The organism is Enterobacter sp. SORGH_AS_0287 (assembly GCF_031453695.1).
Taxonomy (GTDB): domain Bacteria; phylum Pseudomonadota; class Gammaproteobacteria; order Enterobacterales; family Enterobacteriaceae; genus Enterobacter; species Enterobacter ludwigii.
On the sequence record NZ_JAVIZW010000001.1, the window covers coordinates 3,091,424 to 3,118,108 of the forward strand.

Here is a 26,685-nt window from a genome sequence, read left to right on the forward strand (position 1 = left end):
ACCATTCATGTATTAAGAATAATCGCGAGAAAGATCCGAATCAAGTTCATCCTTAACCTGCTGATCTGCCTGAATTCTTTAGCGGCAGTTGTAAATTCTTAAGTGCACCACTTCGCTTTCTTAAGCCCCTTAAGTTGTGTGAATGTTGCATCAAATGTCTTGATTCGAGTCTAACGACGGTAGCAGGAATTCTCAAAGTTAATCTTAAGACTTTTCTTTCATTATTCCAGGCGTGATTGCATGGGTATCATAAGAAAAATCCCGAGCAGGATTAAGAAAGATTAACTTCTGGATTAACTTCTGTGGGATCAAACGTAACGACATTAAAATGGTCGTTAATTATGTTTTCACATAGCCGGACTCCGGTACATCGTGCGGAACATCTGAAGGCTCTTATTAATGAAGATGATTGTTATCAGTGATAATATTTTTTACCGTAATGCGTTCACTGGCGTCGGTAACAGCGTTGCTGTGTCACCTGAATATGCAAGTCTTATCAACGAAACAGAGGGTTCTGACTTCTATAACGGAGTCATTGTTGTTATTCATATTGCAGAAAAAAGCCTGATGATTGATATTCTGGCTGCAATTATGAATAAAAACACGCGCGCAATATTTATTGAGCCTGCGCAGTGGCCTGCAAGAACGAGAGTATTCTACACCTGTAATGTTTTTATACTTCCGAACAGAATCAGTATTAACAATCTTATGGCTGTTGTAAAGCTGTCCCTGACATGTTCATCGGGCGTGTTCAGAATCAACCCGGATAAAGTTCGTGCATCAGAATGGAGTGTAATGCTTTATCTGTTCAATGGCATTTCCAATCGTCACCTGGCGCAAATGCTTAATACATCAGAAAAGACTATCAGCGGCAGGGTTAATTCCCTTGCCATGAAAATGGGTGTTTCCGGCCTGAATAAAGCAACTCAACTTAATGCTATGCATCTTTTTTATCTGATTTATACATTAAGAAAATCAGCGGAGGAAAGGCACTATTTCCGAAAGCAGCAGGCGTACATCTCAGCGTCAGTAAAAAGCTGGTCTGCCGCAATTTAGATTTTCTCCCGAAAGTGCCTTCAACAGGATTTAAAATTGATTGTCTCCGGATGGTCAGGTGCCCGCACGCTTTCAGTGGCGTGCCTTTTATTAAAGCAGTATAAAGGGGATAAAAATATGATTTCCGCAAACAAGAAAATACTGGCGCTGAGTATTACGCTTGCGCTCAGTTCAAATACCTATGCGTCACCTTCTGATATCACTCAGGATAAAGCCCGTCAGGACTGTCCTGCAGACCTTGGCGTGCTGAGCAGGGCTGAAATTGATGCCCTCCCTGCGCAGTGTGCCAGGGCTGATAAAAAAAGCTGGATTGACGAGCAGGCTGAATGGCTTGCCGGTCTCGTGGCGGCTGTCGGGCTGGGCGCAGGCTTTTCCGGTCTCGGAAGCCATGATGGCCACCATGCCAGCGGGACATCTGGTGACATCAATACCGGTAACGGTGGTGACAGCAATACCGGCAGCGGTGGTGACAGCAATACCGGCAACGGCGGCGACAGCAACACCGGCAACGGCGGCGACAGCAACACCGGCAACGGCGGCGACAGCAACACCGGCAACGGCGGCGACAGCAACACCGGCAACGGCGGCGACAGCAACACCGGCAACGGCGGTGACGGCAACACCGGCAACGGCGGCGACAGCAACACCGGCAACGGCGGTGACGGCAATGGCGACAAGCCGGTTATTCATGATATGGAGGTCGAAATACCCGGCAGCCTGAGTGACGGCCAGGTGGGTAACTATATTGATGCCAGAGGCGACAAACTTAATGTCACCATTGAGGGTGACTCCACCATTCGCGGCGCGGCCACCGGTACCGTGGTGGATAACGTGGTCGATTCCACCATTGAAAGCCAGGGCAATCTGGACGTGGCTGAGCAGGGTTCGACGGGCCTCATGGTTAACGGCAGCAACAACACCGTTAAGCAGCAGGGGAACAACACCGTTTCCCAGGGGGCTACAGGTAATAAGGTCACCGGCACGGGCAACACCCTCCATCAGGAAGGCAGCGCATCCGTCTCCGGTGAAGGCAGTACGGGCTCGCTCATGGAAGGTGACGGCAGCGCGATAGTCATCGATGGCGAGCTTCGCGCTGAAAACGCCGCCACCGGGGCAAAAATCAGCGGCCAGAACGGCAGTGCCACGGTAAACGGCCCTGTTCACGTGGACAACGCCAGCGGCGTTCTGATTAAGGGCGACAACGGTACCGCCACCGTTAACGGCGACATCGACGTGCGCAACGGCGGGACCGGCATAGCCATTGACGGTAAGAAGGGTACCGCCACAAATACCGGGACGCTGACGGTCGACGGGGCCGGCTCAACCGGCGTGCGCATCACGGGCGACGGCGCGAATGCCGCCCAGAACGGCGTGATGAAGGTGACCAATGCCGCCACCGGCTTTGACATCTCCGGTAATGGCGCAACCGTTAAAAACACCTCTGAAGTCAGCGTGGAAGACGCGGGCTCAATGGGCGTGCGCATGACCGGCAGCGACGGCGTGTTCAGCAACACGGGCGACTGGACCGTTCATAACCTGGGTCAGGCGGCCGACATTCAGGGGCAGAACAACACCGTCACCCTGGGCGGGAATATTAACGTGGATTTGCGCACCAGTAAGGCTGACCCAGGTGTGCTGGATGCAGCGAAGGGCGTCAGCGTGGGTGGTGAAGGCAACACCGTGAACATTACCGGCAATCTCTCCCTCACCAACTCCCCGATGACGCAGGCTATTACGGGGATTAACCATATGGCGGAAAAAAGCTGGGTGATGACGGGCCTGGAGGTGTCGGGGAGCAACAACCACGTTGTTCTTGATGGGGTGCTGAGCTCAACGTTTCTCGACCCTGACTACTATGTTCAGTTTGGATCCGATGGTGATTTTGTAAAACATAATCTCCTGAGTGTTCATGGTGACAATAACCTGATTGAACTTAAGGCAGGCATAAATATGGAAAATATGGCTGCAGGATGGAACGGTGATTCACGCATTTCGGTCTTAGGAAATAATACGCTTATTGTAAGCGGCAAAAGCTCCATTGAGTCTTTTAGCTCTGATGGTACTGGATTGCGTTTATTCAACATTGAGGGAGGGCGGATTGTTTTCTCTGAGACTTCTCATATTACAGCCAGAGCAGATTTTCCTGAGGATGTTAATGCAATGCCAATTTTTGGAAATACATTGATTGGAAGCGTTTCCGGAGGTGAGATTATAAATAATGGGGTGATTGATGCAACCGGGAGCAGGGCTGGCGTGCGGGTATATAAAGGTATCTCATCTTCTTTTATAAACAACGGAATCATCAAAGGAGATAACAATGGAAAATATGTTTATGGTATATCAGGCGCGCTTTTGTCTGCACAACGTGGCTCCATTATCAATTCCGAATCGGGAATATTACAGGCTTACGCAAATATTAATCCTGGTGACTATAGAGCAACAGCCTCTTACACGATGAGCCGCAGAAGTTCCATCCTGGCAATGGGAGTGGATGAAATCGCCATCAATAAGGGGAAAATAGAATTAAACGGCCCAGCCTTTGGCATGTTGTCAGGCTCCTCTCGTGGCAATGCGCTTAATTCAGGGGTTATCACGCTGAACGGCTACATCAATGGCGTAAACCCCCGGGAGCTGGATGGTTTCGCCGCAGACACGGACAAAATGAGGCTGGGCGTTGCTTTTATGGGGCGTAATAGCTCAACTGCCAGTGTTAACGAGGGCACCATCACCGTTACCAACAGCGGCGTCGGGATGATGGGTGCCCAGAATGCGTCACTGGTTACCAACCAGGGCACCATAATTCTGGACGTTGCGCCGGGCATCACCGACAGTCATGACCAGCTGTACGGCATGGTGGCCATTGAGGGCGGTACCGTCATCAACGGCGAAAACGGCAAAATCATCATCACTGCCGCCGCAAACGCCCTGACCGCCGATGGCTCAGGCCCGATTGCCCGCCCGTTCTACAAGGACGGCAACGCCAACAGTAAAATTGTTAACCTGGGGCAAATCTGCATCGGCGATGCGGCCTGCCAGGATGCGGCTGAGTGGAACCCGGGCAGCGATGTGCCGCTCAGTGAAGTTGTCAAAGACGACGACGTGTTGGCAGCGCAGGGTGAGTCGCGTGATTTTGAAAACGCGGCCTATATCTTTAAAGGGGCATCCATCAGCAATGCCGGTACCGTCACGGGTGGCGCGCTCGGCCTGGCGAATAACGTGCTGACCAACGACGCCACCGGCGTGATTAACAGTGCTATCACCTCGGGCGGGCAGGAATCCGTGCTGAATAACCAGGGCGTGCTGGCCGGAGCCGTTTCTCTGGGCGGTTTTGCCGACACCCTGAATAATGGTGCTGAAGGTAAGGTGACGGGTAATATCGGGGTGACGAAGTGGGGCAATCTGAATAACAGCGGACATATCAGCGGAGGGATAACCACTCTTTCAGACCACGGCCATATGCAGAATACCGGCACCATAAATGGCCGTATTGATGTCCAGTCAGGCTCCACTTTATTTAACCAGGGGAATATTAACGTGCCCTCCGGCAGCGATATGTGGGTTGATGCCGGCACCCTGCTGGTTAATCAGCAGGGCGGTACGCTTCAGACCGGAAACAAAGTGCACCTGAGCGGAACCCTGATTAACGAAAAAGGCGGTCACGTTCTGGTGAACGGCGCGGGGAGCCTGTGGCTTGAGAATAATAACACCCCACTGCTGATTAACCGCGGGGAAATTAGCGGCACCGGCAAAATCAATATGATTGGTCAGGCCGGCACAGGTACGACCGTATGGAACACCACGGACGGCGTGATTACGCTTCAGAACGGCAGCAATGGCAGCTACGCCGCCAATCCGTGGTCAACTGACTCCGTATTCATTAACGACGGCGAAATGAACGTCAGCGGTAAAGACGCCGTCGCCATTTATGTCGGAAATAACTCCCGGGCAGTCAACAACGGCACCATCAATCTGGGGGTAAGCGGCGACGGCTCATCCGGGCTTATCGCCATGAAGCTGGATAAAAACGCCACGGCCGCGGCGGTCATTGAGAACAACGGGACCATCAACATCAATGCCGGCAACTCCTTTGCGTTCAGCAAAGAGGGGGCGAACGGGCGCATCATTAACAACGGGCAGGTGGTCATTGCCGAGGGTGTGACCGGGGCCGGCATCATTAAGCAGCCGGGACTCGAAAGCGGGATTGAGCATGACGTTCACGCTGATTTTGTCCGCCCGGCGCTGCCGGATACGACCCCACACCCGAACGTGATAGTTAACGGCGGTGATGCGGGCAACGTGGTGACCTTTAACGAGGCCATTACGGCCGTTTTCCCGGGCAGCACCGGCGGCACCGTTATCAACGGCGCGCAGGGCGATATGGTGTTTGCCGGTGGTTCATCGTTCAACGGCGGCGGATTCCTGAACCAGGGGAACATTACGCGCGTCAGCGGCCAGAACAACACCCTGTTTGGTCTGGTCGGCGATGACGCCACCGTGGTGAATGACGGCACCATCGCGAACGGTGACAGCGGCGCCATGATTATGGATTCAGACCATGCGCGCGCCTCGTTCTGGAACTCAGAAGCCGGTACGCTCAGCTATACGGCCACAGGCAGTGACAATGCCGCACTCAGACTGCGCGGCACGGCGGGTCAGGCGATAAACGACGGCACGATGAATCTCTCCGGCACGGGAGCCGTCGGCATGCACGTGGGAAGCGCTGACGGTAAAGCCATCAACAACGGCACCATCAGCCTGGGGACCGCGGGCACCACGGACACCGGCATGGTGGCCATGCGCCTTGGCAGCGATGCCGGTAAAGAGGCGGTGCTGGAAAACAACGGCACCATCAGCATCTTCGCGAACGACTCCTTTGCGTTCAGCAGGGAGGGGGCGAACGGCCGCATCATCAACAACGGGAATGTCGTGATTGCCGACGGCGTGACCGGGTCGGGCATCATTAAGCAGCCGGAGCTGGCCTCCGCGATTGAAAGCGGGGTGCACACCAGCTATACCCGCCCTTCCCGTCCTGACGGCACGGTGGCGAAAAACGTTATTGAAGGCTACACCATCGGCACCACCGCCAGCGGCTATGCCGGTCGCCTGCAGGCCAGCAATGCCGTGCTGAAGGACGTCACCGTGGACACGGGCTTCACCGCCGGTAGCGCAGCCCGCGCCGTGACCTTTAATGACGTGGTCACCGGGAAAAACATCGAGGGTGCTGAAAACATCCGCTCAGAAAGCGTGGTCTGGTCGGCGAAGTCCGGCCTGAATGACCGCGGCAACGTGGACGTGACCCTGACCAAAAACAACTACGCCGACGTGGCGCAGGATAAGGGCGTGGCCAGCGTGGCTGACGCGCTGGACCGGGCATACACCAGTAACAGCCTGTTCACCAGCCTGAACCTGAAGAGCGCGCACGAGCTGAGCCGCGCCCTGCGCCAGATTTCCGGCTCGCAGGCAACGTCCGCGTTCAACGATGCCCGCATCCTGACGTCCCGCTTTGACCGCCTGTCGGAAGAGGCACCGGACATGGGCAACGGCCTGGCGTTCAACGTGATTTCCCGCAACGACACGCGCGCCGAAATGGGGAACAACGTGCGCTATGACATGTTTGCCCTGAAGCAGTCCTTCGCGCTGGACGACCACCAGTCCGTCGGCCTGGAGTACGGTATGGCCCGCCTGAACGGCAATGGCACGCGCCAGGCCGGCGATAACGGCCTGACGGGCGGCTACAGCCAGTTCATGGGCCTGAAGCACACCCTGAACCTCGGGGATGACTACAGCCTGATGAACAGCCTGCGCTATGACCGTCACGAGCTGAAGAGCAGCCGCAGCATCAGCTACGGCAATACCAGCCGCGTCGCCGATGCCAGCAACAGCCAGCAGTATATGGAGCTGCGCACGGAAGGCAGTAAGCACATTACCCTGGCGGAAGGGCTGAACCTGACCCCGTCCCTGGGGCTCAAAATGCGCCATACCGTGAACGGGGCGCTGCACGAGCGCGGGGCGGGTGACTTCAACCTGGCGCTCAGCAGCAGCACCGAGACGGCGGTTGACAGCGTGGTGGGCCTGAAGCTGGACTACGCCGGAAAAGACGGCTGGTCCGCCTCGGCGAGCCTGGAAGGCGGCCCGAACCTGAGCTTTTCTAAAAGCCAGCGTACGGGCTCTCTGCAGGGTGCGAAAGGCGTTAACTTTAACCTGGATGACGGCCAGAAGGGCGGCGGGCTGAACGGCGTGGCCGAACTGGGCGTGAATTACAGTCAGGACAATAAGGTGCTGTCGGTGAACGCCTTCCAGTGGCAGGAAGACGGCATTAAGGACAAGGGGTTCATGATGAACTACAACGTGCGCTTCTGACGGCGCGCCGTACCACCGGGGAGGCCGCCGGCCTCCCCTCTTCTGACAGACCATAATGAGCTGATGTAATGAATACCGTACTGAATACCTGCCTGGCCGCCGTGATGACCCTGAGCCTGGTCATGCTGGCGACCGGCTGCGACACGAAAGCGAATGAGATGAAAAAGGACAGCGTAATGAAAGGAATAGCCGTGATTGACACTCATAAAATTTACCGCGAGTCGGCCCCCTCTGAGGCAGGGCGCGCGCATCTTCAGAAGGTCCGCGAAAGCCTCGAGGCGGGGGCAAAGTCCCTGGATGCGGTCTACGGGGATAAGGGATCTCACCCTTCCCGCCCGGCGCTGGAGAACGGGGTGCAGCGTCTGAACCTGCAGTATCAGGCGGAAGAGCAGGCCGTCAACAAGGCCATTGGCGACGTCCTGGCGCTGACCGCGCGGGAGTGGCTGAGTGAACATCCGGGGACGGTGGTGCTTCCTTCCGCCGCCGCCATTGCCTGGCAGGAGGACGTCAACATCACGGATGACATCCTGACGCGGATGAAAAAGAAAAAGGCCACCTTCGGCACGGTGCCGGCGGTGAGTGTCACCCCGCCGGAAGCACCGGCACCGGAGAAGAAAAAAGACGCACCGTCAGGACAAAAGCACTGACGCCGGACTCTCCTTAATCAGGCCGCCAGAGCCTGTGTGATAACAGGTGCGTAGACAACACGCTTTATTCCCCTTTGCCCACTGACGTGGGCTTTTTTCATATAAGCGTGATTAGAGTGGTCAGTTATACCCCTTTAAGACGCGTCATAATGCAAGAAATAAAACGAAATTCCGTTTACCACAATCACCCCCTCCTGACATATCAATTATCCAGTGCCAGCCATACATCCTACTCGCGGGGTCAGTTGACCATATACTAATTAGCGTAAAAAAGGAGAGTCTGGTTTCATCGGAATGAACAACACAACACGTGTTAATAATTTGTTTTATTTTTGTTTCTTTATTTTCATTTAAGAGAATTATCTTATAATCTGAAAAGAAATTAATTTACCCATACCGGAACATCTGAACAAAAAATTAAGATTAATCCTTATGATTTACCGGGATTAGACACGAAAGCGTAACAGAAATCAGAAGCCAGTTTCTTTTCAGCCTGCTTTATAAAAGTTATTTATAAATTATGAAAGGCAAATGTTTTCTTGTTTTTTATCAATTTATTCAATGAGTTGAAAAATAAATGCGTCGAAAGAACATCAATTACAGCGATCAATTAAAGCGCTTCAATTGATGGTGGCTATCAATGGAAGTCATAATGATCGATATTACCGTCTTTGTGATATTCGATGAAGCATATACGATTCATTCACAGATTAACGATATTACGTGCCTATGGAGAGTGCTCTTTAGTTAGCCTCGCTTTATGAGGCCAACGGATCTGTTTAATTAAACGAAGTTTGAAAGATGCACTCATTATTTGTTCCATATCTGTCCATGGAGGGTGTGATATCTTTAATGTTAATTGCTATGGTTCTGACGAATTTTTTTTACATGGTGTATCGTTGATCTTTCAGAAAGTCAGCCGTGAATTAAGAGGGATAATTGATTCCGGAATTACGGTATCTGTATGGGTCTTTTCTGAGGAGCCATTGACACTGAAAAGTATAATGCCCATGCTGGAAAAGACATCCGGTAGCCTCCCCTGTTTTATTTTTGGAACGGAGTCATACCAGCGAGTCTTCAACAGAATACCTAATCACAACAACCTTTGTTTCATTGATGCCACAGTAAGCAGTCAGGTCGCAATGATGGTGATATGCGCCGCATTGATAAATTATGCGCTTACGGGGCGTTGTTCGGATAATGAGAAGAAAATAATGCTATCTGGTAATGAAAAGGAGATTGTTCATATGCTGAGTGATGGTATGCGTCCGAAAGAGATTGCGAATAAAACCGGGCTCAGTATAAAAACCATTAGTGCTCACAAGCGCTCTGCCATGCGAAAATTAAATGTCAGAACTAATATGGAGTTACTGGTTAAATATCGCCTCGCTCAGTTATAGCTTATTAAGATGATAGTCTTTTTTTAACAGCCCGCATGACGCTGTATTGAATTCTCAATTAAAGTCATGCGTTCACCATAAAGTAAATCAATTAAGGATGGTTTAAAATGAATAAATCTCTTGCGCATTTTTCCGCTTCAGCTCTGCTGGCTCTGGCTTCCTCTCAGGCATTTGCCAGTGATTCATTTGATATCAGTGTTGTCGGTAATATCACACCTGCAGCCTGTAAGGCGAACCTTGCCGGGGGTAATGTGTTTGATTACGGAAATATTCCTGCCTCGTCCCTGAGTAAGGATGATTTCACTGTTTTACCGTCCAAGACAACGGGTATTTCTATTATTTGTGATGCTTCCACTAAAGTCGCTCTTCAGACCACCGATAACCGTGCCGGCACTGAAAATATTCCGCTGGGTAAGGTCCTTGAGGGCATGAAAATGAATGCTGCCAGTACGCCAATGGGTCTTGGTCTTGATGCTGCCGGGAACAAAATTGGTGCTTATCACGCCTCGATTCCGGCGGATACGGTCAAACTGGATACCGATAATGCCCCTGACTCCATTTTTTCAAAGGATATGGGCGCATCCTGGGTTAAATACAACAGAACCCTGTTTACCAGCAACAAGAATCTGTTTTCCTGGGCAAAAAGTGGTTCGCTGGCTCCGGAAGCTTTCACGACCATGACGGGTACAATCAGCGTCACTCCGGCAATTTCTCCGGCGTCCAGCCTCGATCTGTCATCCCCGGTTAAGATGGATGGTTCTGTCACTGTTCAGCTGTACTACCTGTAATGTTTATGCGGGCCGCTGGCGGCCCGCTTTTACTTCCTGTTTCAAAAGGATGCCTCATGTTTTTGTTGGCTGTCAGAGCAATGTTGTTATTCCTGCTTTACTGTATAAGTATTTCATCCTTTGCCTCAGGTATGTTGCCTGATACGTCTGTCATTGTTCTGGAGGAAAATAAAGGAGAAACGTCAACGATAGTTACGAATACGGACAATAGCCCTGCACTTTTATTAACCTCTGTGGAATCTCTTCCGGAAGATAAAGAAAAAATTATCCAGATATCCCCACCGGCAATTCGGGTCGATGGTGGGAAAAAACAGATGGTACGTTTTCTGCTAACAAGTAAGACACCGCTAAAAACAGAACGGCTGCGACGTGTTATTTTCGAAGGCGTTCCTCCAAAAGATAAGGGAGATAATCGTGTCCGGTTAAGTGTGACACAAAATTTACCTGTTGTGATCCGCCCTGCTGGTCTTGCGCGCAATAATACGCCCTGGAAATTACTGAAGTGGACGTACCGGAATAATATTCTGTCAGTTTCTAACCCGTCACCGTATGTGGTCAGGCTGGCTCAGCTGGTGCAGACGCGACCGGATAACACACGCTGGAATCTTAACCGGACATATATTCTGCCTTCAGAAACGATTTCACTGAAACTGGAAAGCAAGGAAACGCCCTCTGCCCCGGGAGCTGATACATATTTCTCCGGCCACAACCTGGGGATTTACCGTTGAGAGCTGGGATGCGCCACTGGAACCATAAGTGTGAACACTAAACTGCTTAACTTATTATTTCATTTTTTCCTGGCTGCCATATTTACCCTTTTTGGTATTTTTATTGAAGGCATCGCAACTGCACAGTCCCGTAATATTATTTTTGACACTGAGGTGATCCGCAACAGGGGGTTTGACCCCCGCATCGCCACACAATTTCAGACAGACAATCGGTTTCCGGAAGGCACTACCCGTGTCGATCTGATCCTCAATGGACATCCACACGGTCAGGTAACGGCGAAATTTGGCGCGGAAGGAAACCTGTGTGTGACCGCCAGTCTGCTTCGGGAAGCAGGGCTTCGCTTACCCGGGAAATTGCCTTTTGATACATCCCGGAACTGTATTAAGTCTTCAGAACTGTGGCCCCGGAGCGAAATAACATTACACCCGGATACTAACACGCTGGAAATGCTGGTTCCGGAAAATGCAGTTGCCGATCAGACCGATTATACAGACTGGGAACATGGCGGAACGGCAGGCATGCTTAATTATACGGGACAGTACCTGGTAAGTCAGGCCTCTGCCAGCCGTTTCAGTTTCTGGCAAATGCAGACTGAAGCTGGATTTAATGCCAATGACTGGATAGTCCGCAGCAGCCAGGACTGGACCCACTCGGATGATACCGTACGCTTCCGGCATCACAGTCTTTGGGCAGAAAGAACGCTTTATGATCTTAAAACCCGATTCCGGACCGGGCTATTTACGCTGAGCGGTAACACGCTCGGTGTCGGAAGAATTTTAGGTGCTCAGTTTACCCCTGAAAATGCCCTGTACAAAAATTCGGGAGTGGCAGTAGTAACCGGCATTGCCGGAACGCCTTCTGTCGTCGAAATTCGTCAGTCTGGCGTACTACTGAACAGTACCACGGTCCCGGCCGGGCCATTCACGCTCAGTAATTTCGCCCTGCTGAATACCACACACGGATCTGCAGGTAAATATGACAGGGAGTGACGGACTGCGTCAGGAGTATTCCGTTCCCGCTCCGGCTTATATGGCTGGCGGTAGCAGGGTTACACCCGGTATGGCATGGGGCATTGGCCGCTGGGAGCAGGAAGGTTATCGTCAGCATCCCATGGTGATGACATTTTCCCGTGGCTGGCAGGCCTCTCCCCGGTTAGGCATTCAGACAGATTTTTTATATTCCCCACATTACCAGTCCGCAGGAATAACCAGCGATATTCCGTCAGGAAGACAGGCATTTTCTTTTAGCTCAGTCCTGATGACTGCAGGCGAACATCACGGCGCAATGTCATCGCTGTCATTCTCCAGAACGCTGGCAGAAAATGTTTCACTGAACCTGAACGGAGCATTGCGTAACAGCGGATACCGTGATTTCAGCGAAACCATGGTTTCGGATGAGGGCGGTACCAGAAACCACCTGCAGTATGGCTCCGCTGTCAGCTGGTATCACGCACTGGCTGGAAGTTTTTCACTGTCGTGGACCAGAAGTGAATACCGCGACGGAAGGCACAGCGATTATGCCCAGCTCGGCTGGACCAGAAAAGCCGGGAAGGGGTATCTGAGTATCACCGCCAGCAGAAATGAAGGGAGCATTAATCACCGCAGGGAGGATATGTTATATGCCTCCTGGCAGATGCCGCTGGGTGAAGCAACCTCGATAAGCACCTGGGTCAACAACCGTGGAAAAGACACCCGTTACGGAACCCGCTTAACCCGCCGTGAAACCAGAGATACATCATGGAATATTTCAGCAGACCATTCCCGTAACGACGGAGCCAGTTCGTTATCTGCTGGCGTAAATCACCTGACGTCATGGAGTCAGCTCAGTGGAAATGCGAGTTATGACTCAGAACGATACCGTAGCCTCTCCCTGCAGGGAAGTGGTGCAGCCATCCTGCACAAAAAGGGGCTAATCCTCTCTCCGTACCGCATAGAGGATACTTTTGCCGTGGTGCAGGCTGGCCGGCAGGAAGGGATCAGAATTGACACCACAAGTGGTGTCGTCAGAACAGATCGTGACGGATATGCTGTTGTACCTTCCATGGCTGCATGGAATAAGTCAGCGCTGCAGATTGATACTGTCTCGTTAAAGAACAACATGGATGTCATCAACGGGATTGAAGAAATCGCCGTGGCACGCGGCGCGGTGAGGGAGGTGAATTTCGGTATCGTTTCAACACGACGTGTCCTTGTCAAAGCTCAGGACGTTTCTGGTCAGCCATTACCCGGCAGAATGGGTGTTTATGATGATCTTAATAAATTCATAACGGTAACAGGTGATGACGGAACATTGTTTATCCCGGATGCAAGACCAGAAATGAAGCTTCTGGTCAGTTTGTCTGAAGGTCGACAATGCATGATGGCATTAACCGCTCTGCCCTCCCGTGTACAGCCTGATGCAGGATTGTATGAAACAACAGAGGCCATATGCAGACCCGTACTGTCCGGAGGAAAGGATGAATAACAGGAAGCGGGGAAAGAAGGAACGCCTAAGTAACGCACTATGCTTAATTACAGACAGGACACAGTCATGACACATGTATTTCCGGGATTGCTGGGAGGAATATTGTTGATGTGGGTTTGTGCCGCCAGCAGTACGCCACAACCTCCCCTTCCTCAGGATTGCCTGGTAACAGGAGCCCAGAACAGAATAGATTTTGGCACACGGACCCGGTCGGGATTAACCATCAATAGCCGGGGTAAATTATCGCCGGGCCAACGGAACATCAACATCAGTGTGGTATGCCGCTATCCGCAAAATATGATCATGAGCATTGCGGGTAACGCCACCGGGAGACAGTTCGCATGGGGGGCCGGGGCAGCGATTCGTATAAAAATTCAGGATACCAGACTGGACAGTAAGCCTGTTCTCCTTAATCGTCTGGAGGGGAATTATCATTCTCTGTCTGATGGTGTTACGGAATTGTCGTTAAATCCTGGAGATTATTTTACAGTATCGACCGGAGGCGGAGAGGTTACCGGCAAGCAACTGACGTTTACCCTGACAGCAGAGCCAGAAATTGATGAAAGCAGGGTAACATTCAATCGTCCGTATAACGGACAGTCACTCCTCACCCTGAGGCTGGAGTAACTGGTATGCCCGAGAAGTAAAGTCATAAAGCCGGCAGATTCCTGTAGTCCCTTCATGCTACCCTGAACCGCCAGGTTTTTAACGGGCCAGAAGGGTTACCTCGCCACTGAAAAAATCCTCCGAAGGTAACAGGCGGGGGTTCTGCGGGGGTAACACCGCCTGAATTACGCTCCGGCCCAGGCCTGCCATTCAGTACTTTACTGTGGTCAGTAAAGTACTGAATCATTCACTCTTATATATTATGTCAGTTTCTCCGGCTGTTCCTTATTTATAATGGTTAAATGTGATTATTCCAGTGTAATGAAATGACAACTGTCATAATTACATCACTCTTTATATTCTGTTTCCATTTTTTTTATGAACAGATAAAGCACTGAATTAAACTCGCCCTTATCTTGTTGATATACAATAACATAAGGGAAAGTATGCATCGTAAAATTCCAAATAAACGAACAGACACCATTACAACGCTAACCCCTTCCATTCCACAGCAAATTTTAATTAACTGGGAAAGCAGCGAAGATGCATGGTGTTTAAAAAATCTCCAGCTCCAGCCAGTTTATATGAATCCGCTTTACAGTCATCTTCTTGATAAAGGGGCGGATGGTAAAGCCTGCGCGCTCTCTCCCTTTAAACGCATGATCGCTGTGCATGACAGGCGGGTCACTACAGAAATGCGTAAAGTGGTGGCAACCGGCGTGCTTCCGCCACATACCGTTGCAACACTCAGTATTTTTGAATGCGAACGTATGCCTTTTTATGATAACCAGGCCCATCTTACAGGTATCATCAGTCACATAAAATCCATCAGGATGGTAACGCCCCGATTTTTTATCACAGGCGAACGGGGAGGCATACTGACCACCACCTGCCCTCCAGGCCCGTTTTCAGCTAAAGAATGGGAGGTTGCCTGCCTGATGATGTCCGGACTCTCTGAAAAGGAAATGGCTGATCTGCTGTGCCGGTCCCTCAGAACGATAAAATTCCATAAAAGCAATATCCTTTCCCTTACCCAGTGTGAAAATACACGTGAATTTCAGTCACTGGCCAGAAATAAAAACTGGGAAGTATACATCCCCCCTGCATTCTCCCGACCGCAGTACATCATAGGACAATAACAACTGACGAACTGTACTTCAGGTACGGGGTATTCACATTGCTCAGATCGTATGCTCCTCCGTGGTCCCCTTTCCCGGGGACAAAATCAGATACAGGAGAAGCAGTTGATGAGCAGCAAAAACAACATTCATTATCCGGTACTTATCCTTTCTGACGGGGGCGAGGAGAACCATGTCAGCGCTCTCTTTCATGATGTGATGCATGAGCTTGAGAAATATAATCTTCATTCAATGCTGGCCCATACAAAAGAAGCAGCTCTCGCCATGATCCGTCAGGAAACTGGCGCAGGTTGCATTATCATCAATGACTGCAGTGTCAACGCTCCGCTCAGCAGGACCTTATTCTTCCGGGACGTGATTCAGGCTGTACGGGCTAAAAACGGTAATATACCCATTTTCTTTTCTTCGTCTGCCCCTGCCCTCGGGCTTTTACCCACAGATATCAGCATGGAATTGCATGAGTCCATTAATGTCTGCGAAGACACGCCGGGGTTCATTGCCGGGCGGATCAATCTGGCAATAAAAAAATACATCGATAATCTTCTGCCCCCTTATTTTTCGGCACTCAGGAATTACGCGCTTGACAGCCCGTACTACTGGGACTGCCCAGGGCATCAGGGCGGGGTTGCCTACCACAGGCATCCGGTCGGTCGTGAGTTTATCAACTTTTTTGGCGAAAATCTGATGCGTGCGGATATCGGCATATCAACGCCTGAATTGGGCGACTGGCTCGAGCATAAAGGTGCGCCCGGGGAGTCGGAAAAACGCGCGGCGAGGCTGTTTGGTGCTGACAGAACGTTTTACGTGACAGGTGGATCATCACAGTCAAATCAGGTTGTCGGACATTCTGTAAATCTGAAAAATAAAACTGTCCTTGTTGACCGGAACTGTCATAAATCCGTTAATCATGAACTGACCATCACACAGGCTAATCCCGTCTATTTTCAGCCAGCCCGTAATGGGCTTGGGATTATTGGTCTGATATCACCTGACCAGTTTGCCCCGAAAACCATTAGCCAACACATAACCGACAGTATCCTTGTCAGTCAGGAACCGGAACAGGATCCTGTTTATGCCATCATCACAAACTGCACCTATGACGGACTGATTTATGATGTGGACACCCTTACCGCGATGCTTGGCAAGTCAGTGCCGCGAATAAAATTTGATGAGGCCTGGTATGCGTATGCTGCGTTCCATCCGCTTTATCAGGGACGTTTCGCTATGGGCGTCCCGCACAACCGCGAGCATGGCCCGACCCTCTATGCAGTACAGTCAACGCACAAAATGCTGGCCGCGCTCTCTTCAGCTTCAATGATACATATTCGCAGTAATGAACGGGCTCCCGTGGATTATGACACCTTTAACCAGGCATTTATGATGCACGGAACCACGTCACCATTTTATCCCATTATCGCCTCAATGGATGTGGCAACCGCGATGATGGAAGGAAATGCCGGAAAAACAATAATGAATGAGGCGATCCATGACGCCATCAGTTTCCGCAAGACAATGGTGGCCGTGGCGGACAGGATTAAATCAGAGGGCGCTGAAGACTGGTTTTTCGATATCTGGCAACCTGAGACGTGTCTTCATGAAGGTCAATCTGTACCTTTTCATGAGGCTGATGTTGAGTTGCTCGCGAGCACACCAGAATGCTGGTACCTGCGGGCGGGTGAAGCATGGCACGGCTTTGGTGATTTACCGGAGGGATATGCCATGCTTGATCCCCTCAAAGTCACGATAACGTGTCCGGGACTGGACGCGCAGGGCAGAATGACGGATTTTGGGATCCCTGCCCCCGTAGTGGTTAAATACCTCGACACACAGCGTATTGTACCGGCAAGAAACGGGGATTATACGATCCTTGTCCTTTTTGCGCTTGGCTCCACGCAGGGGAAATGGAATACCCTGATCGATATGCTGATGATGTTTAAGTATCATCATGATATCAATACGCCGCTTGCTGATGTGCTCCCTGACCTCTCAGCCCTTTCTGCGGGCTATGCAGCCATGGGACTGGGGGATTTATGCCGGGCTATTCATTGTACGAACAGAGAGCTGGATATTGCCGGACTGGCAGAGCAAGCCTGCGCGGCAGAAGCGATCCCGGTTCTTACGCCTTCACAGGCCTATGAATGTTTGATCTCAGACCGGACTGAAAGAGTCAGGGTTGAAAATATCCGTAACCGTACGCTGGGCGTGATGATCACCCCTTACCCACCGGGTATTCCTCTCATTATGCCGGGTGAAAAGATGTGCGGCGGGACGGAATCTATTATCAATTATCTCCTCGCACTACAGACTTTTGGCCAGCGCTTTCCTGGATTTGAACATGAATTACAGGGAGTGGAAGTTGATGAAAATGGTATTTACTGGGTCAGGTGTATTAAAGAAAATCCTGATCATACAAAAAATATCTGACGTTTATTTCATTACCGTCACCACTTCATAAACTGAATTCAGGCTAATTTAACGGGGGCACAGGCCCCCATGAAAAATACGGGCTGAATTTACATTACAGGAATTATTATGGTTTCCAATACTACTGGCTCAATAAAAAAAATGGGCCTGGCTGCGCTGACGCTGGTTACCGCTTCAAATATGATGGGTTCTGGCGTCTTTATGTTACCCACTAATCTGGCCGGTATAGGTTCTGTTTCCCTGTATGGCTGGATTATCACCATTATTGGCGTTATTGCCCTGGCACTTGTTTTTGCCCGGAACAGTATGATAACCCCGCGTGATGGCGGGATCATCGCCTATGCCAGTGATGCTTTTGGCCCCTTTATTGGGTTTCAGACGACAATTTGCTACTGGATCAGCGCATGGGTAGGCAATGTTGCACTGCTGGTTGCCGGGGTGGGTTACCTCAGTTATTTTTTTCCGGTCCTTAAGGATCCTCTCGTCAGCTCTCTGAGCGCGATTGTGATCCTGTGGGCTTTTATTGTTCTGGCCTCTGCAGGCGCAAAGGTTGCGGGACGGGCACAGTCATTTACTGCATGTTGTATGCTTGTTGTGGTACTGGGAACTGGTTTTATCGGATGGTTCTGGTTTAAACCGGGACTGTTCAGCGAAGTGTATAACGGCACAAACGGCAGCGACATGTCTGCGATTTTCTCCGCGGCTTCCCTGGCGTTATGGGGGTTCCTGGGGGTGGAATCTGCCGTGGTTTCAAGCGGGCAGGTCGAAAATCCGGAATCCACCGTTCCCAGGGCGACGGTGTTAGGATTACTGATTGCTGCAGTGTGTTATGTCACAAGTTGTACGGTAATTATGGGGCTGGTTCCGCACAGTGAACTCATTAACTCCGCAGCCCCCTTTGCGGATGCTGCTCGTTATATGTTTGGCGAGTTTGCCGGTGAGGTCGTATCAGCCCTCAGCATCATAGCCTGTTTCGGATCGATATCTGGCTGGCTCATACTGCAGTCGGAGGCTCCGAGGGCGGGTGCCCGACAAGGACTATTTCCGGCATTCTTTGCTAAGGTAAATAAAAATGATGTACCGATGAAAGGACTCATTTTTACCGGGGTGCTGATGACTGTCGTGTTATTTACCACGGCGTCACCCAATCTGGCCAAACAATTTCAGGTCATTATTCTGATGTCCGTTTTTGCCTCACTCCTTCCATATATTTATGCCCTGGTTGCGTTACCCGTGATTATGGTGGCAAAATCTTTAAATAAAGGGCGTGTCTTCGTCACCTACTGTCTCCTCTCCATAATTGGTGTTCTGTACAGCTTGTTTGCCCTTTTTGGTTCAGGCAGTAACGCCATGTTCTGGGGGGTTCTGATGATGATGGTTACTATTCCGTTATACGCCCTGGTAGCTGCCAGTCGCAGTAAAAACGGTGTGAAAATACTGTATCTGGATGATGATTAGCCCTGTTCAGATACGCGGAACTGAATTGTTTTTGTTATCCCCGCCATTCGGCGGGGAGCTTTTTCTTTCCCCGGATGTAAGACACATTTTGATGTGTGATACAAATGGATGAAAAATTAATTAAATATTTCAGTGTAAGACGTTCTTTTTAATTGAATGAAGTAATTTTTTTTACGATTAATTGCAGTAAAAAAGGAATCATTTTCAGGATAATTCTATTATTTCTTAAATATCTTATGTGATGGGTGTCACAATAACATACCGGACATTTAAACCAGTTATAAACAGAGGCCGGATCCTTTCTTGACAGGATTAACATAAAAGAGGAAAAAATGGCACAGGCTTTAGAACATGAATGGAATCTATTATGAAGATAAAACTTCTTGCAATAATACTCACTACCCCTGTCGTTTTCAGTGCACAGGCCACAACTGATAGTCACTCTTTTTCCACTGAAAAAATTGATGCTGAAATGAGTATGGGGACGTTAAGTGGAAAAACGAAAGAACGGGTTTACGAACCGGATGAGGGGGGACGAAAAATCAGTCAGCTCGACTGGCGATATAATAACGCGGCGATTATCAAAGGTGCAGTTAACTGGAACGTCATGGACCGGATATCAGTCGGTGCTTCCGGCTGGAGCACGCTGGACAGCCGGGGGGGCGATATGACAGACAGAGACTGGGTTGACTCGCGCAATCCGGGGCAATGGACAGATGAGAGCAGACACCCGGGTACCCGTCTTAACTATGCTAATGAATACGATCTGTTTATAAAAGGCTGGTTGCTTAATGAAACAGACTATCGCCTTGGCATGATGGCTGGCTATCAGGAAAATCGTTACAGCTTCAGTGCCTCGGGAGGCTCGTATATTTACAGTGAAGACGGTGGTTTCCGGAATGAGACAGGCACGTTCCCGACAGGAGAAAGAGTCATAGGGTACAAGCAACGGTTTAAAATGCCCTATATTGGTCTGACAGGCAGTTATCGTTATGACAGGTTTGAATTCGGCGGCTCATTTAAATACAGTGACTGGGTACGCGCCACTGACAATGATGAGCATTATGGCAGGGAAATCACATTCCGCAGTAAAATCAAAAATCAGAGCTTCTACTCTGTTTCTGCAAACGCAGGTTACTTCGTCACGCCGGAGGCGAAAGTCTACATAGAGGGGACATGGAGCCGTATCACCAATAAAAAAGGGGATGCATCCCTATATGACCGGACTGACAACACCTCAGAAAGCCACAAAAATAGTGCAGGAATTGAAAGTTATAGTTTTATGACGACTGTCGGCCTGAGGTATACGTTCTGATGCACATTAGCCGGGTTGCCCTTCCGGTGCTACCGGGTTAACTGCATACGTCCAGACGTTTCACCCGCGATACCCTGAATATAATACAGTTTTAATGAAACAGAAAAATAAGGCATCCACCTTACCCGAATTTCACGGGGACTGGATCCGTGTTTCCGTAAGCGATGCCTTCTTCTGAGACCACCGGCTATCCTGTACTGAAACATCAGGAAATATCTCTTACTCGCTTTCCAGGATAATTCTCCCTGTTTTATAAGAATGCGCCTGATTAATTCCGATGACGGTCATTTTCCTTAATAAATGTGGTATTCTCACTAAAAGAGAAGTAGTAAAAGGAATTGTGAATGTTTATTTTAACCTGTCCGGACTGTGGCAGAGAGTTCAGCGAAATTGAGCTGTCTGACTGTTCGCAAAGGGAAGATAAATCCCTGAGGTGTCATTTTTGTCGTCATACTTTCAGCGAAGAGGAAATGATAAAACAGGCCCAGGAGAAGTCGGTTTCTCTCTTTATCAGGGGGGTGTTTATAGCATGATTCTTATGCCTGTGATTGAATACCTTTTACAGGTTATCCTCTGGCGTCGTATCGCTGATATTGATACTCCGGATATGCTTTATTATCCTGCAGATGTTAATAAGACTGGTGTAGCTAGTTACTGGATAAACAACAAATGAAATGATGTATTATGGATAAAGTAAGGCGTGGTTTTACAGTAAAGAGTAACCGGGCTGTTTTCCGCAGAGCGCTGGCACACAGATATTCCTGCACGACCGATCTGATAAAGGAGTTCTGCGCATCACCTCAGAAATTCCAGGGCAGAGGCTTTGAAGCTGGAACTGAAAAAAAGCGTTCACTTTATATCTTATTCGGTCCCCTGAAGTACTGTTAATCATAGTTTAATTTGAGATTTTTATTCTTATCAGATGGCTGTTTCTTGCAAAAGCACAGTCATTCAGACAATTAACTGACAAAAGGAATTAACATGAAGGTTTCTACCGTAATTGTATCTCTTACTCTGGCCGGTTTTTGCTTTGCAGCAAACGCCTCCATTCCCCGTAATATCGCTGTATATGCCACTGAACAATCTCAGGGGTCAATATCCATTGCTGATAAAACTGCATATACTAAATCCTTTGAGGTCTCCATAGCAAAGTTATCAGCAGAAAATGTTGATTTATCAAAGCTTTGCCTGAAGGCTTACTCTCCGGACAAAAAAGAATTCAAACTCGATACTGTTGACGAGGTTTTAACCTCTGGTTTCCTGAAAGAAGGTAAACCGGTAAAAGGGATCGCTGTGTTTGCTTCTGAGAATGATGAAGTCCTCAAAGCCGCTCTGGTTAAGATCTCCGACGATTGTAAATAACCTGATAAAGCAGCCTGCGGGCTGCTTTCGAAGCAATGAACGGTATGCTATCGGCGTCCTGTACGGATGCCAGCCAGGCTGATTATCTGGTTTAACGAATATAAAAACGTCCGCCCCGGTTACATCACACTCAGTAACTGGAAACACGAACTCTCCGGCAGGCCCAGCAGCCTTCCCTCCGATCTGGCAGTTATTACATCAAGCATAGGAGGCTCGCTCCGTCAGGCCGGTCTCTAAATCGTCCTTCCCGTCCGGGCTAAAACTATTCCCCCGGTCGCTGTAGAAGTGCGCCAGTGCCGCCCGGAAGGACAGTATCCAGCGCCGCCGCACGGAGGTCTTCATCATCCGCGTTCTCATCCGGCTATTTTTACTGCCACTTCAGCATATTCCTCGCAGATCCGGAAAAAGGCAAAGTCGGATCTCGTTATCCCATGAGCTTTAAAACCACCTCCTGCAGAACTTTGCCTTTGTTATCTTTTATGTTTTGAGGCGATATAATGCCTGTTAAACAAACAATGTTGGGTGAACTACATGAGAGGACCATTCCGGGAGGAAGTGCTGATGCCGGTAGTCGGTGTTGATGATGATCAGGAAGAACAAATACAAATCGCCTATGAACCACTGACCCCCTCAGTCATTGAGGATGAAAAGGCGCAAAGTTATATTGAAGCTCTTAGTTTTGCCTGTTCCCGCCCTGATATAAGAAATATAGCCGTCACTGGCCCGTATGGGGCAGGTAAAAGCTCGGTATTACTGACGTGGGAAAAAGCAGAAAATAATGATTTCCGGGTGATGACCGTATCTCTGGCTGATTTTGAAATGCAGCAGGCATCATCCGCAGATACTGGTACGGGGGATAGCAGGGGCGACTGGAATACAGCTGAAAAAAAAGCGGCTAAAGCAGAAGAAAAAACAATCGAATACAGCATCCTGCAACAGTTACTCTACAAAGAGAAAAAAAGTGCATTACCCTATTCCCGTCTGGAGCGCATTTCCGACGTCAGCGCGCGTCAGATAGCCATGATGGCCGCCAGCCTGTTACTCATCCTGGCGTTGACGGCCACGGGCCTGCTTTTTCTTTTTCCTGATTACATCCGTGCGAAGCTGTCTTTCCCGAAAGACCTGAGTCAGTTTCTCCTGGCCTTGCCTTTCGTCCTCAGGGTTGCTGGCGCCGGGATGTTTCTTTTTTCTGGCTTATTCCTGGCACTAAAAAAACTGCATCGTACAGGGATTTTTGACCGCCGCGTCAGTATTGATAAAATTGATGTCCTTAAAGGGGCCATTTCTACACGTCCCGCGGCCCCCTCTCTTCTCAATGTGTACATTGATGAAATCGTCTATTTTTTTGAACAGACGCAATACAATGTGGTCATATTTGAGGACCTGGACCGTCATAACGACGGCGCGATTTTCATCAAACTTCGTGAGATAAATCAGCTCATCAATAACTGTCTTCCGGCAGACAAACCGGTCAGATTCATCTACGCTGTCAGGGATAATCTTTTCAGCACGCCAGAGTCACGGACTAAATTCTTTGATTTTGTCATGCCGGTGATCCCGGTGATGGACAGTGAGAATGCTTCTGAGCATTTTTTGGGGAAATTTACACCTGACGAACTCAAACATCATGGTTTCAGAGACTGCCTTACCAGGCTGGCTCTGTTCATACCTGACATGCGTGTCATGCATAATATTGCGAATGAGTTTCGACTTTACCGGAATATTGTGAATAACGGAGAAGATATCAAGCGACTGATTGCACTGATTTCTTACAAAAATCTTTGTGCAGAAGATTATCATGCAATAGATAACAAAAAAGGGATGCTTTACAGCATTGTTAACGAGTATACATCAGGGAAATTAAGAGAGGAGTACTGTAATACACTTTCTGAAATAATGAACAGGCAGCAGATTGAACTTGCCATGATACAGAATGAGAAGACTGTCTCAGAACAGGATTTAAGAAAAGAATTACTTCAGCCATATATCAGTGAGATTACAGCGCCCACATTACATTTTTTGGTGAATAACGGTGTTAGTTATACCTTTGAAGATGTGATCGAAAATGAGACTTCTTTTTATTCACTGCTGAATCATAATCTGGTCAACATCAGACCGAAAGGATATGGTGTGAACATTGCAGTAATTGATAAATCAAACATGCAGTGTATAAAGGATAATTATGAAGAAAGGATTCAGAGACTTCAGAAAAAATCAGATGGACACATCGCTCGCTTAGAGGAAAGCATTAACAAAAGCAAAAGTGAGATTCATAATTCATTCTCGTATGATCTTACTTTTTTTATAGATAAGTTGGGCAATACGGGTTTCAGCGACTGGGCCGCAGAATGCATATCATCCGATGAAAACAACGGGATTACATCTCCAGATAATGGCGGGCAAATCGATTTTCTGTATTTCCTTTTATCTAATGGTTATCTGTCAACTGACTATATGGCATACCGTTCTGTATTCATGCCAGGTAGTCTGAGCACTGAAGACAATAACTTCATCAGAGCTGTGACGGCCGGTAGAACTCCAGAGGAAACGGCTAAAATGCCACTGAGTAATTTCGATAACACCGTGGCGAAGTTGCGCGGGCTGGGCATGCTGATGCATGACAATGCCTGGCATCCTCAGGTCCTCTGGCACCTTATATACAATGATAAGGATTCGCTTAAGATTATCATGGGTATGCAGATGGAGGCTGGCGCTGAACAGCGGCTGGTAAGACTGGCAAAAGATATCTTCCCCCGATGGAACCCCACGCTACAGCTGAGATATATCAGGCTAATGGCCGAAGGTGATGACCATTTAGCCACTATCATCCACCAGATTGCAGGCATGAATGATACTGAAGCTGAACGTAGTCTTCTCCCATTATTACTGGCATTACCGGCACTACAGTGGCGTTCCGTCCCGCACGAGGGTCGCGAAGAACTACAGCGACTTATCGACATGGACTTCAATCTCGTAACAGCCATTCCTGATGATTGTGCTCAAAATTTTTGCGAAAATCTGCGGATTTCTGGCTGTCGCCTGGCTCATATTCCGCTGGTCCAAAGTACTTCCGGAAAGAAAATTCTGCAGTCGGTGGCACGGGGAAATGTGTGGTTCTACTCAACATTTAACTTGCAAAATCTCTGTTTGTCACTTACGCATGACGCAGAAAACGGCATTGAAATTTTACGCAGGAAGCCGATGGGAACGATAAGGTCGCTTCGTATTCCTGCTCTTGAAGCATTTGTTTATGAGAACTTTTCATCGTTTATTCGTGATATTTTTATTCACTCCGAAGAAGAGGCACTTATTCCTGAACTCCTTAATTTGTCATTCGTTGACTGGGATGATGCTGAGTATCTGACAGTACATATGAAGTTTGAACTGGAGGATGTATCGGTCGTTTTAAACAGAGAGGCAAATACAGGCAATGATGTTGATGATGTAACTCATCACCACCCCAGTTTATATTCGTTGCTGGCTCAGCATAATCATGTATCACCTTTGTGGCTGAATTTTATGTCCTTGCTTGATGAGAATGCAGATGTGGATAGCAATGTTCTCTGCGAATGGCTCAATAGTAATTATGCCTTGTTACCAGCTGAAACGCTGCCTTTAACCGAAGAACTTTTCTCGCAATTACTGATTAAGGTAGTAACATCGGCACATATCAGCAAAGAAGCGCTTGTCGTTTTAACCAGGACATTCAGATTATCTCTCACTAATGTTCCTGAACACTTACCGCTGAATAATGCAGCGGTACTGACCGAGCAGAAATGGCTGGCACCAACCAGCACCGTATTTGAACAACTTTATCAGGCACTATACGAAGAAGGTGACAAACTGACGCCACTGCTTTATGTGCTGCTCTGCGCTCGTCCTGAATTATTGAGTGAGCATTACGAGCTTGTTTTGTTTGCTGATGAAGAGTTTTATCGGGAGATTACCCGTTTAGTTCTTAATGGCGGTCAGTTCGCTGACGATATCTGTATCCGTATCCTGAACTGGCTCTGGGAAAAAGAGGAAGCCCTGCTATCTGAAGCACCACTGCTAAGCCAGCAAGCCCTGATTAGGTTCTCCGAGAAGCTGACCGATGACCGACAGAAGCAGGCACTGCTGATCCAGTCCCTGAAAGATGGCAGGGCATCTCCGACATTTATCAGGTCGGTGTTAAAGACGTTCCGGCATCCTGATTATGCCGCTTTCCTTACTGAAAAGAATCACCGCAGTATCGTGTATTCAGATGTTATGTGGGCGCTGGCCGACCAATTGGGAAGATGTGAATTTATCCGGCCGCCCAGACTTACTCATCAGGATACACGTATCCGTATAGAGCTATTCAGAAACAGTGAAAAGGGATACGATTAACATCGCTGAAAAACTGTCAGGCCGCCGGATGACGGCCTGACACGATTATTTCACCCAGTCTTCCAGCACCAAACCCGGCACCCGCTCAAACTCTCTTACGTTACTGGTCACCAGCACGGCACCGGCGGCGTGCCCGCCGCTCGCCGTGTCGTTCGGACCGTTCGGCGTTCCGGCGAGGCGCAGCGTCATTTAATCTCCGCGGTCGCATCCACCGCGGCGCGATCCCAGGGCAGGACGGCATCAAGTCGCTCACAGAATGCGTCAAACAGCTGAACGTGGCGCGGCAAGGCCTTCGGGCCGGTGGCGCCGAAGCGCATCTCGGAGTAGGTGATGATCGAGACCACAATACGATGAGTATTAAATCGCCACGGGTTTAACAGACATAGCGGAGTTTTTTGATATTGATAGAGAAGATTATGAATGATAATAGTTATTCATAAAGTTTATAACTTAATCCTTCAGACAGGTTGTTGATCAGATTCTTTGAGCGTATGGTCATCCCATGACCCACTGCCCACTTGTAAAAACAAATTTATTTTTTACCGTTGGAAAGGGATAAAGTTAAAGATT

General features: G+C 49.1%; 16 protein-coding genes and 1 pseudogene. 16 read left to right on the forward strand and 1 reads right to left on the reverse strand.

Annotated elements, in window-relative coordinates; all coding sequences use genetic code 11:
• The first annotated feature begins 399 nt into the window (after positions 1 to 399).
• The 16 genes from QE396_RS14705 (at position 400) to QE396_RS14780 (ending at position 26,115) form a co-directional block, all read left to right on the forward strand.
• Positions 400 to 1,056 carry a LuxR C-terminal-related transcriptional regulator gene (locus QE396_RS14705; protein ID WP_309951541.1) on the forward strand — a complete coding sequence of 219 codons (657 nt, stop codon included), beginning with the start codon at positions 400 to 402 and terminating at the stop codon, positions 1,054 to 1,056.
• Between the two features lie 117 nt (positions 1,057 to 1,173).
• A complete protein-coding gene (locus tag QE396_RS14710; RefSeq protein ID WP_309951542.1) occupies positions 1,174 to 7,416 on the forward strand; it encodes a hypothetical protein in 6,243 nt (2,080 codons plus the stop codon).
• A gap of 68 nt (positions 7,417 to 7,484) precedes the next feature.
• Positions 7,485 to 8,063 (forward strand): hypothetical protein, encoded by a 579-nt coding sequence (locus QE396_RS14715; protein WP_309951545.1) that lies wholly within the window; start codon positions 7,485 to 7,487, stop codon positions 8,061 to 8,063.
• Between the two features lie 899 nt (positions 8,064 to 8,962).
• Positions 8,963 to 9,463: a LuxR C-terminal-related transcriptional regulator gene (locus tag QE396_RS14720; RefSeq protein WP_309951548.1), complete on the forward strand. Its 501-nt coding sequence runs from the start codon at positions 8,963 to 8,965 to the stop codon at positions 9,461 to 9,463.
• Positions 9,464 to 9,570: 107 nt separating this feature from the next.
• Entirely contained in the window at positions 9,571 to 10,251 is a 681-nt protein-coding gene (locus QE396_RS14725) for a DUF1120 domain-containing protein (protein ID WP_309951551.1), read from the forward strand.
• 56 nt (positions 10,252 to 10,307) lie between these two features.
• Complete coding sequence (locus tag QE396_RS14730; protein ID WP_309951554.1) at positions 10,308 to 10,979, forward strand: fimbria/pilus chaperone family protein; 672 nt, start codon at positions 10,308 to 10,310, stop codon at positions 10,977 to 10,979.
• A 30-nt stretch (positions 10,980 to 11,009) separates the two neighbouring features.
• Positions 11,010 to 11,969 (forward strand): fimbria/pilus outer membrane usher protein, encoded by a 960-nt coding sequence (locus QE396_RS14735; protein WP_309951556.1) that lies wholly within the window; start codon positions 11,010 to 11,012, stop codon positions 11,967 to 11,969.
• Complete coding sequence (locus QE396_RS14740) at positions 11,956 to 13,443, forward strand: fimbria/pilus outer membrane usher protein (protein ID WP_309951559.1); 1,488 nt, start codon at positions 11,956 to 11,958, stop codon at positions 13,441 to 13,443. Before QE396_RS14735 ends, QE396_RS14740 begins: the two co-directional genes overlap by 14 nt.
• 66 nt (positions 13,444 to 13,509) lie before the next feature.
• Positions 13,510 to 14,070, forward strand: a complete 561-nt coding sequence (locus QE396_RS14745; protein ID WP_309951562.1) for a hypothetical protein — start codon at positions 13,510 to 13,512, stop codon at positions 14,068 to 14,070.
• Positions 14,071 to 14,495: 425 nt separating this feature from the next.
• On the forward strand, positions 14,496 to 15,188 hold the full coding sequence (locus QE396_RS14750; RefSeq protein ID WP_309951564.1) for a helix-turn-helix transcriptional regulator: 693 nt from the start codon (positions 14,496 to 14,498) through the stop codon (positions 15,186 to 15,188).
• Positions 15,189 to 15,296: 108 nt separating this feature from the next.
• Complete coding sequence (locus tag QE396_RS14755; protein WP_309951567.1) at positions 15,297 to 17,612, forward strand: Orn/Lys/Arg decarboxylase N-terminal domain-containing protein; 2,316 nt, start codon at positions 15,297 to 15,299, stop codon at positions 17,610 to 17,612.
• A 108-nt stretch (positions 17,613 to 17,720) separates the two neighbouring features.
• Entirely contained in the window at positions 17,721 to 19,070 is a 1,350-nt protein-coding gene (locus QE396_RS14760) for an amino acid permease (RefSeq protein ID WP_309951570.1), read from the forward strand.
• Between the two features lie 367 nt (positions 19,071 to 19,437).
• Positions 19,438 to 20,385 (forward strand): omptin family outer membrane protease, encoded by a 948-nt coding sequence (locus QE396_RS14765; protein ID WP_309951573.1) that lies wholly within the window; start codon positions 19,438 to 19,440, stop codon positions 20,383 to 20,385.
• A 442-nt stretch (positions 20,386 to 20,827) separates the two neighbouring features.
• Positions 20,828 to 21,058 (forward strand): hypothetical protein, encoded by a 231-nt coding sequence (locus QE396_RS14770; RefSeq protein ID WP_309951577.1) that lies wholly within the window; start codon positions 20,828 to 20,830, stop codon positions 21,056 to 21,058.
• 308 nt (positions 21,059 to 21,366) lie between these two features.
• Positions 21,367 to 21,747 (forward strand): DUF4354 family protein, encoded by a 381-nt coding sequence (locus QE396_RS14775; RefSeq protein ID WP_309951578.1) that lies wholly within the window; start codon positions 21,367 to 21,369, stop codon positions 21,745 to 21,747.
• A 561-nt stretch (positions 21,748 to 22,308) separates the two neighbouring features.
• Positions 22,309 to 26,115, forward strand: coding sequence for a pcar (locus tag QE396_RS14780; RefSeq protein ID WP_309951580.1), 3,807 nt, complete (start codon positions 22,309 to 22,311; stop codon positions 26,113 to 26,115).
• A gap of 45 nt (positions 26,116 to 26,160) precedes the next feature.
• On the opposite strand, the pseudogene QE396_RS14785 reads toward QE396_RS14780, so the two are convergent.
• Positions 26,161 to 26,465 (reverse strand): annotated as a pseudogene (locus tag QE396_RS14785) (type II toxin-antitoxin system VapC family toxin); the annotation flags it as partial.
• Between the last annotated feature and the right edge of the window lie 220 nt (positions 26,466 to 26,685).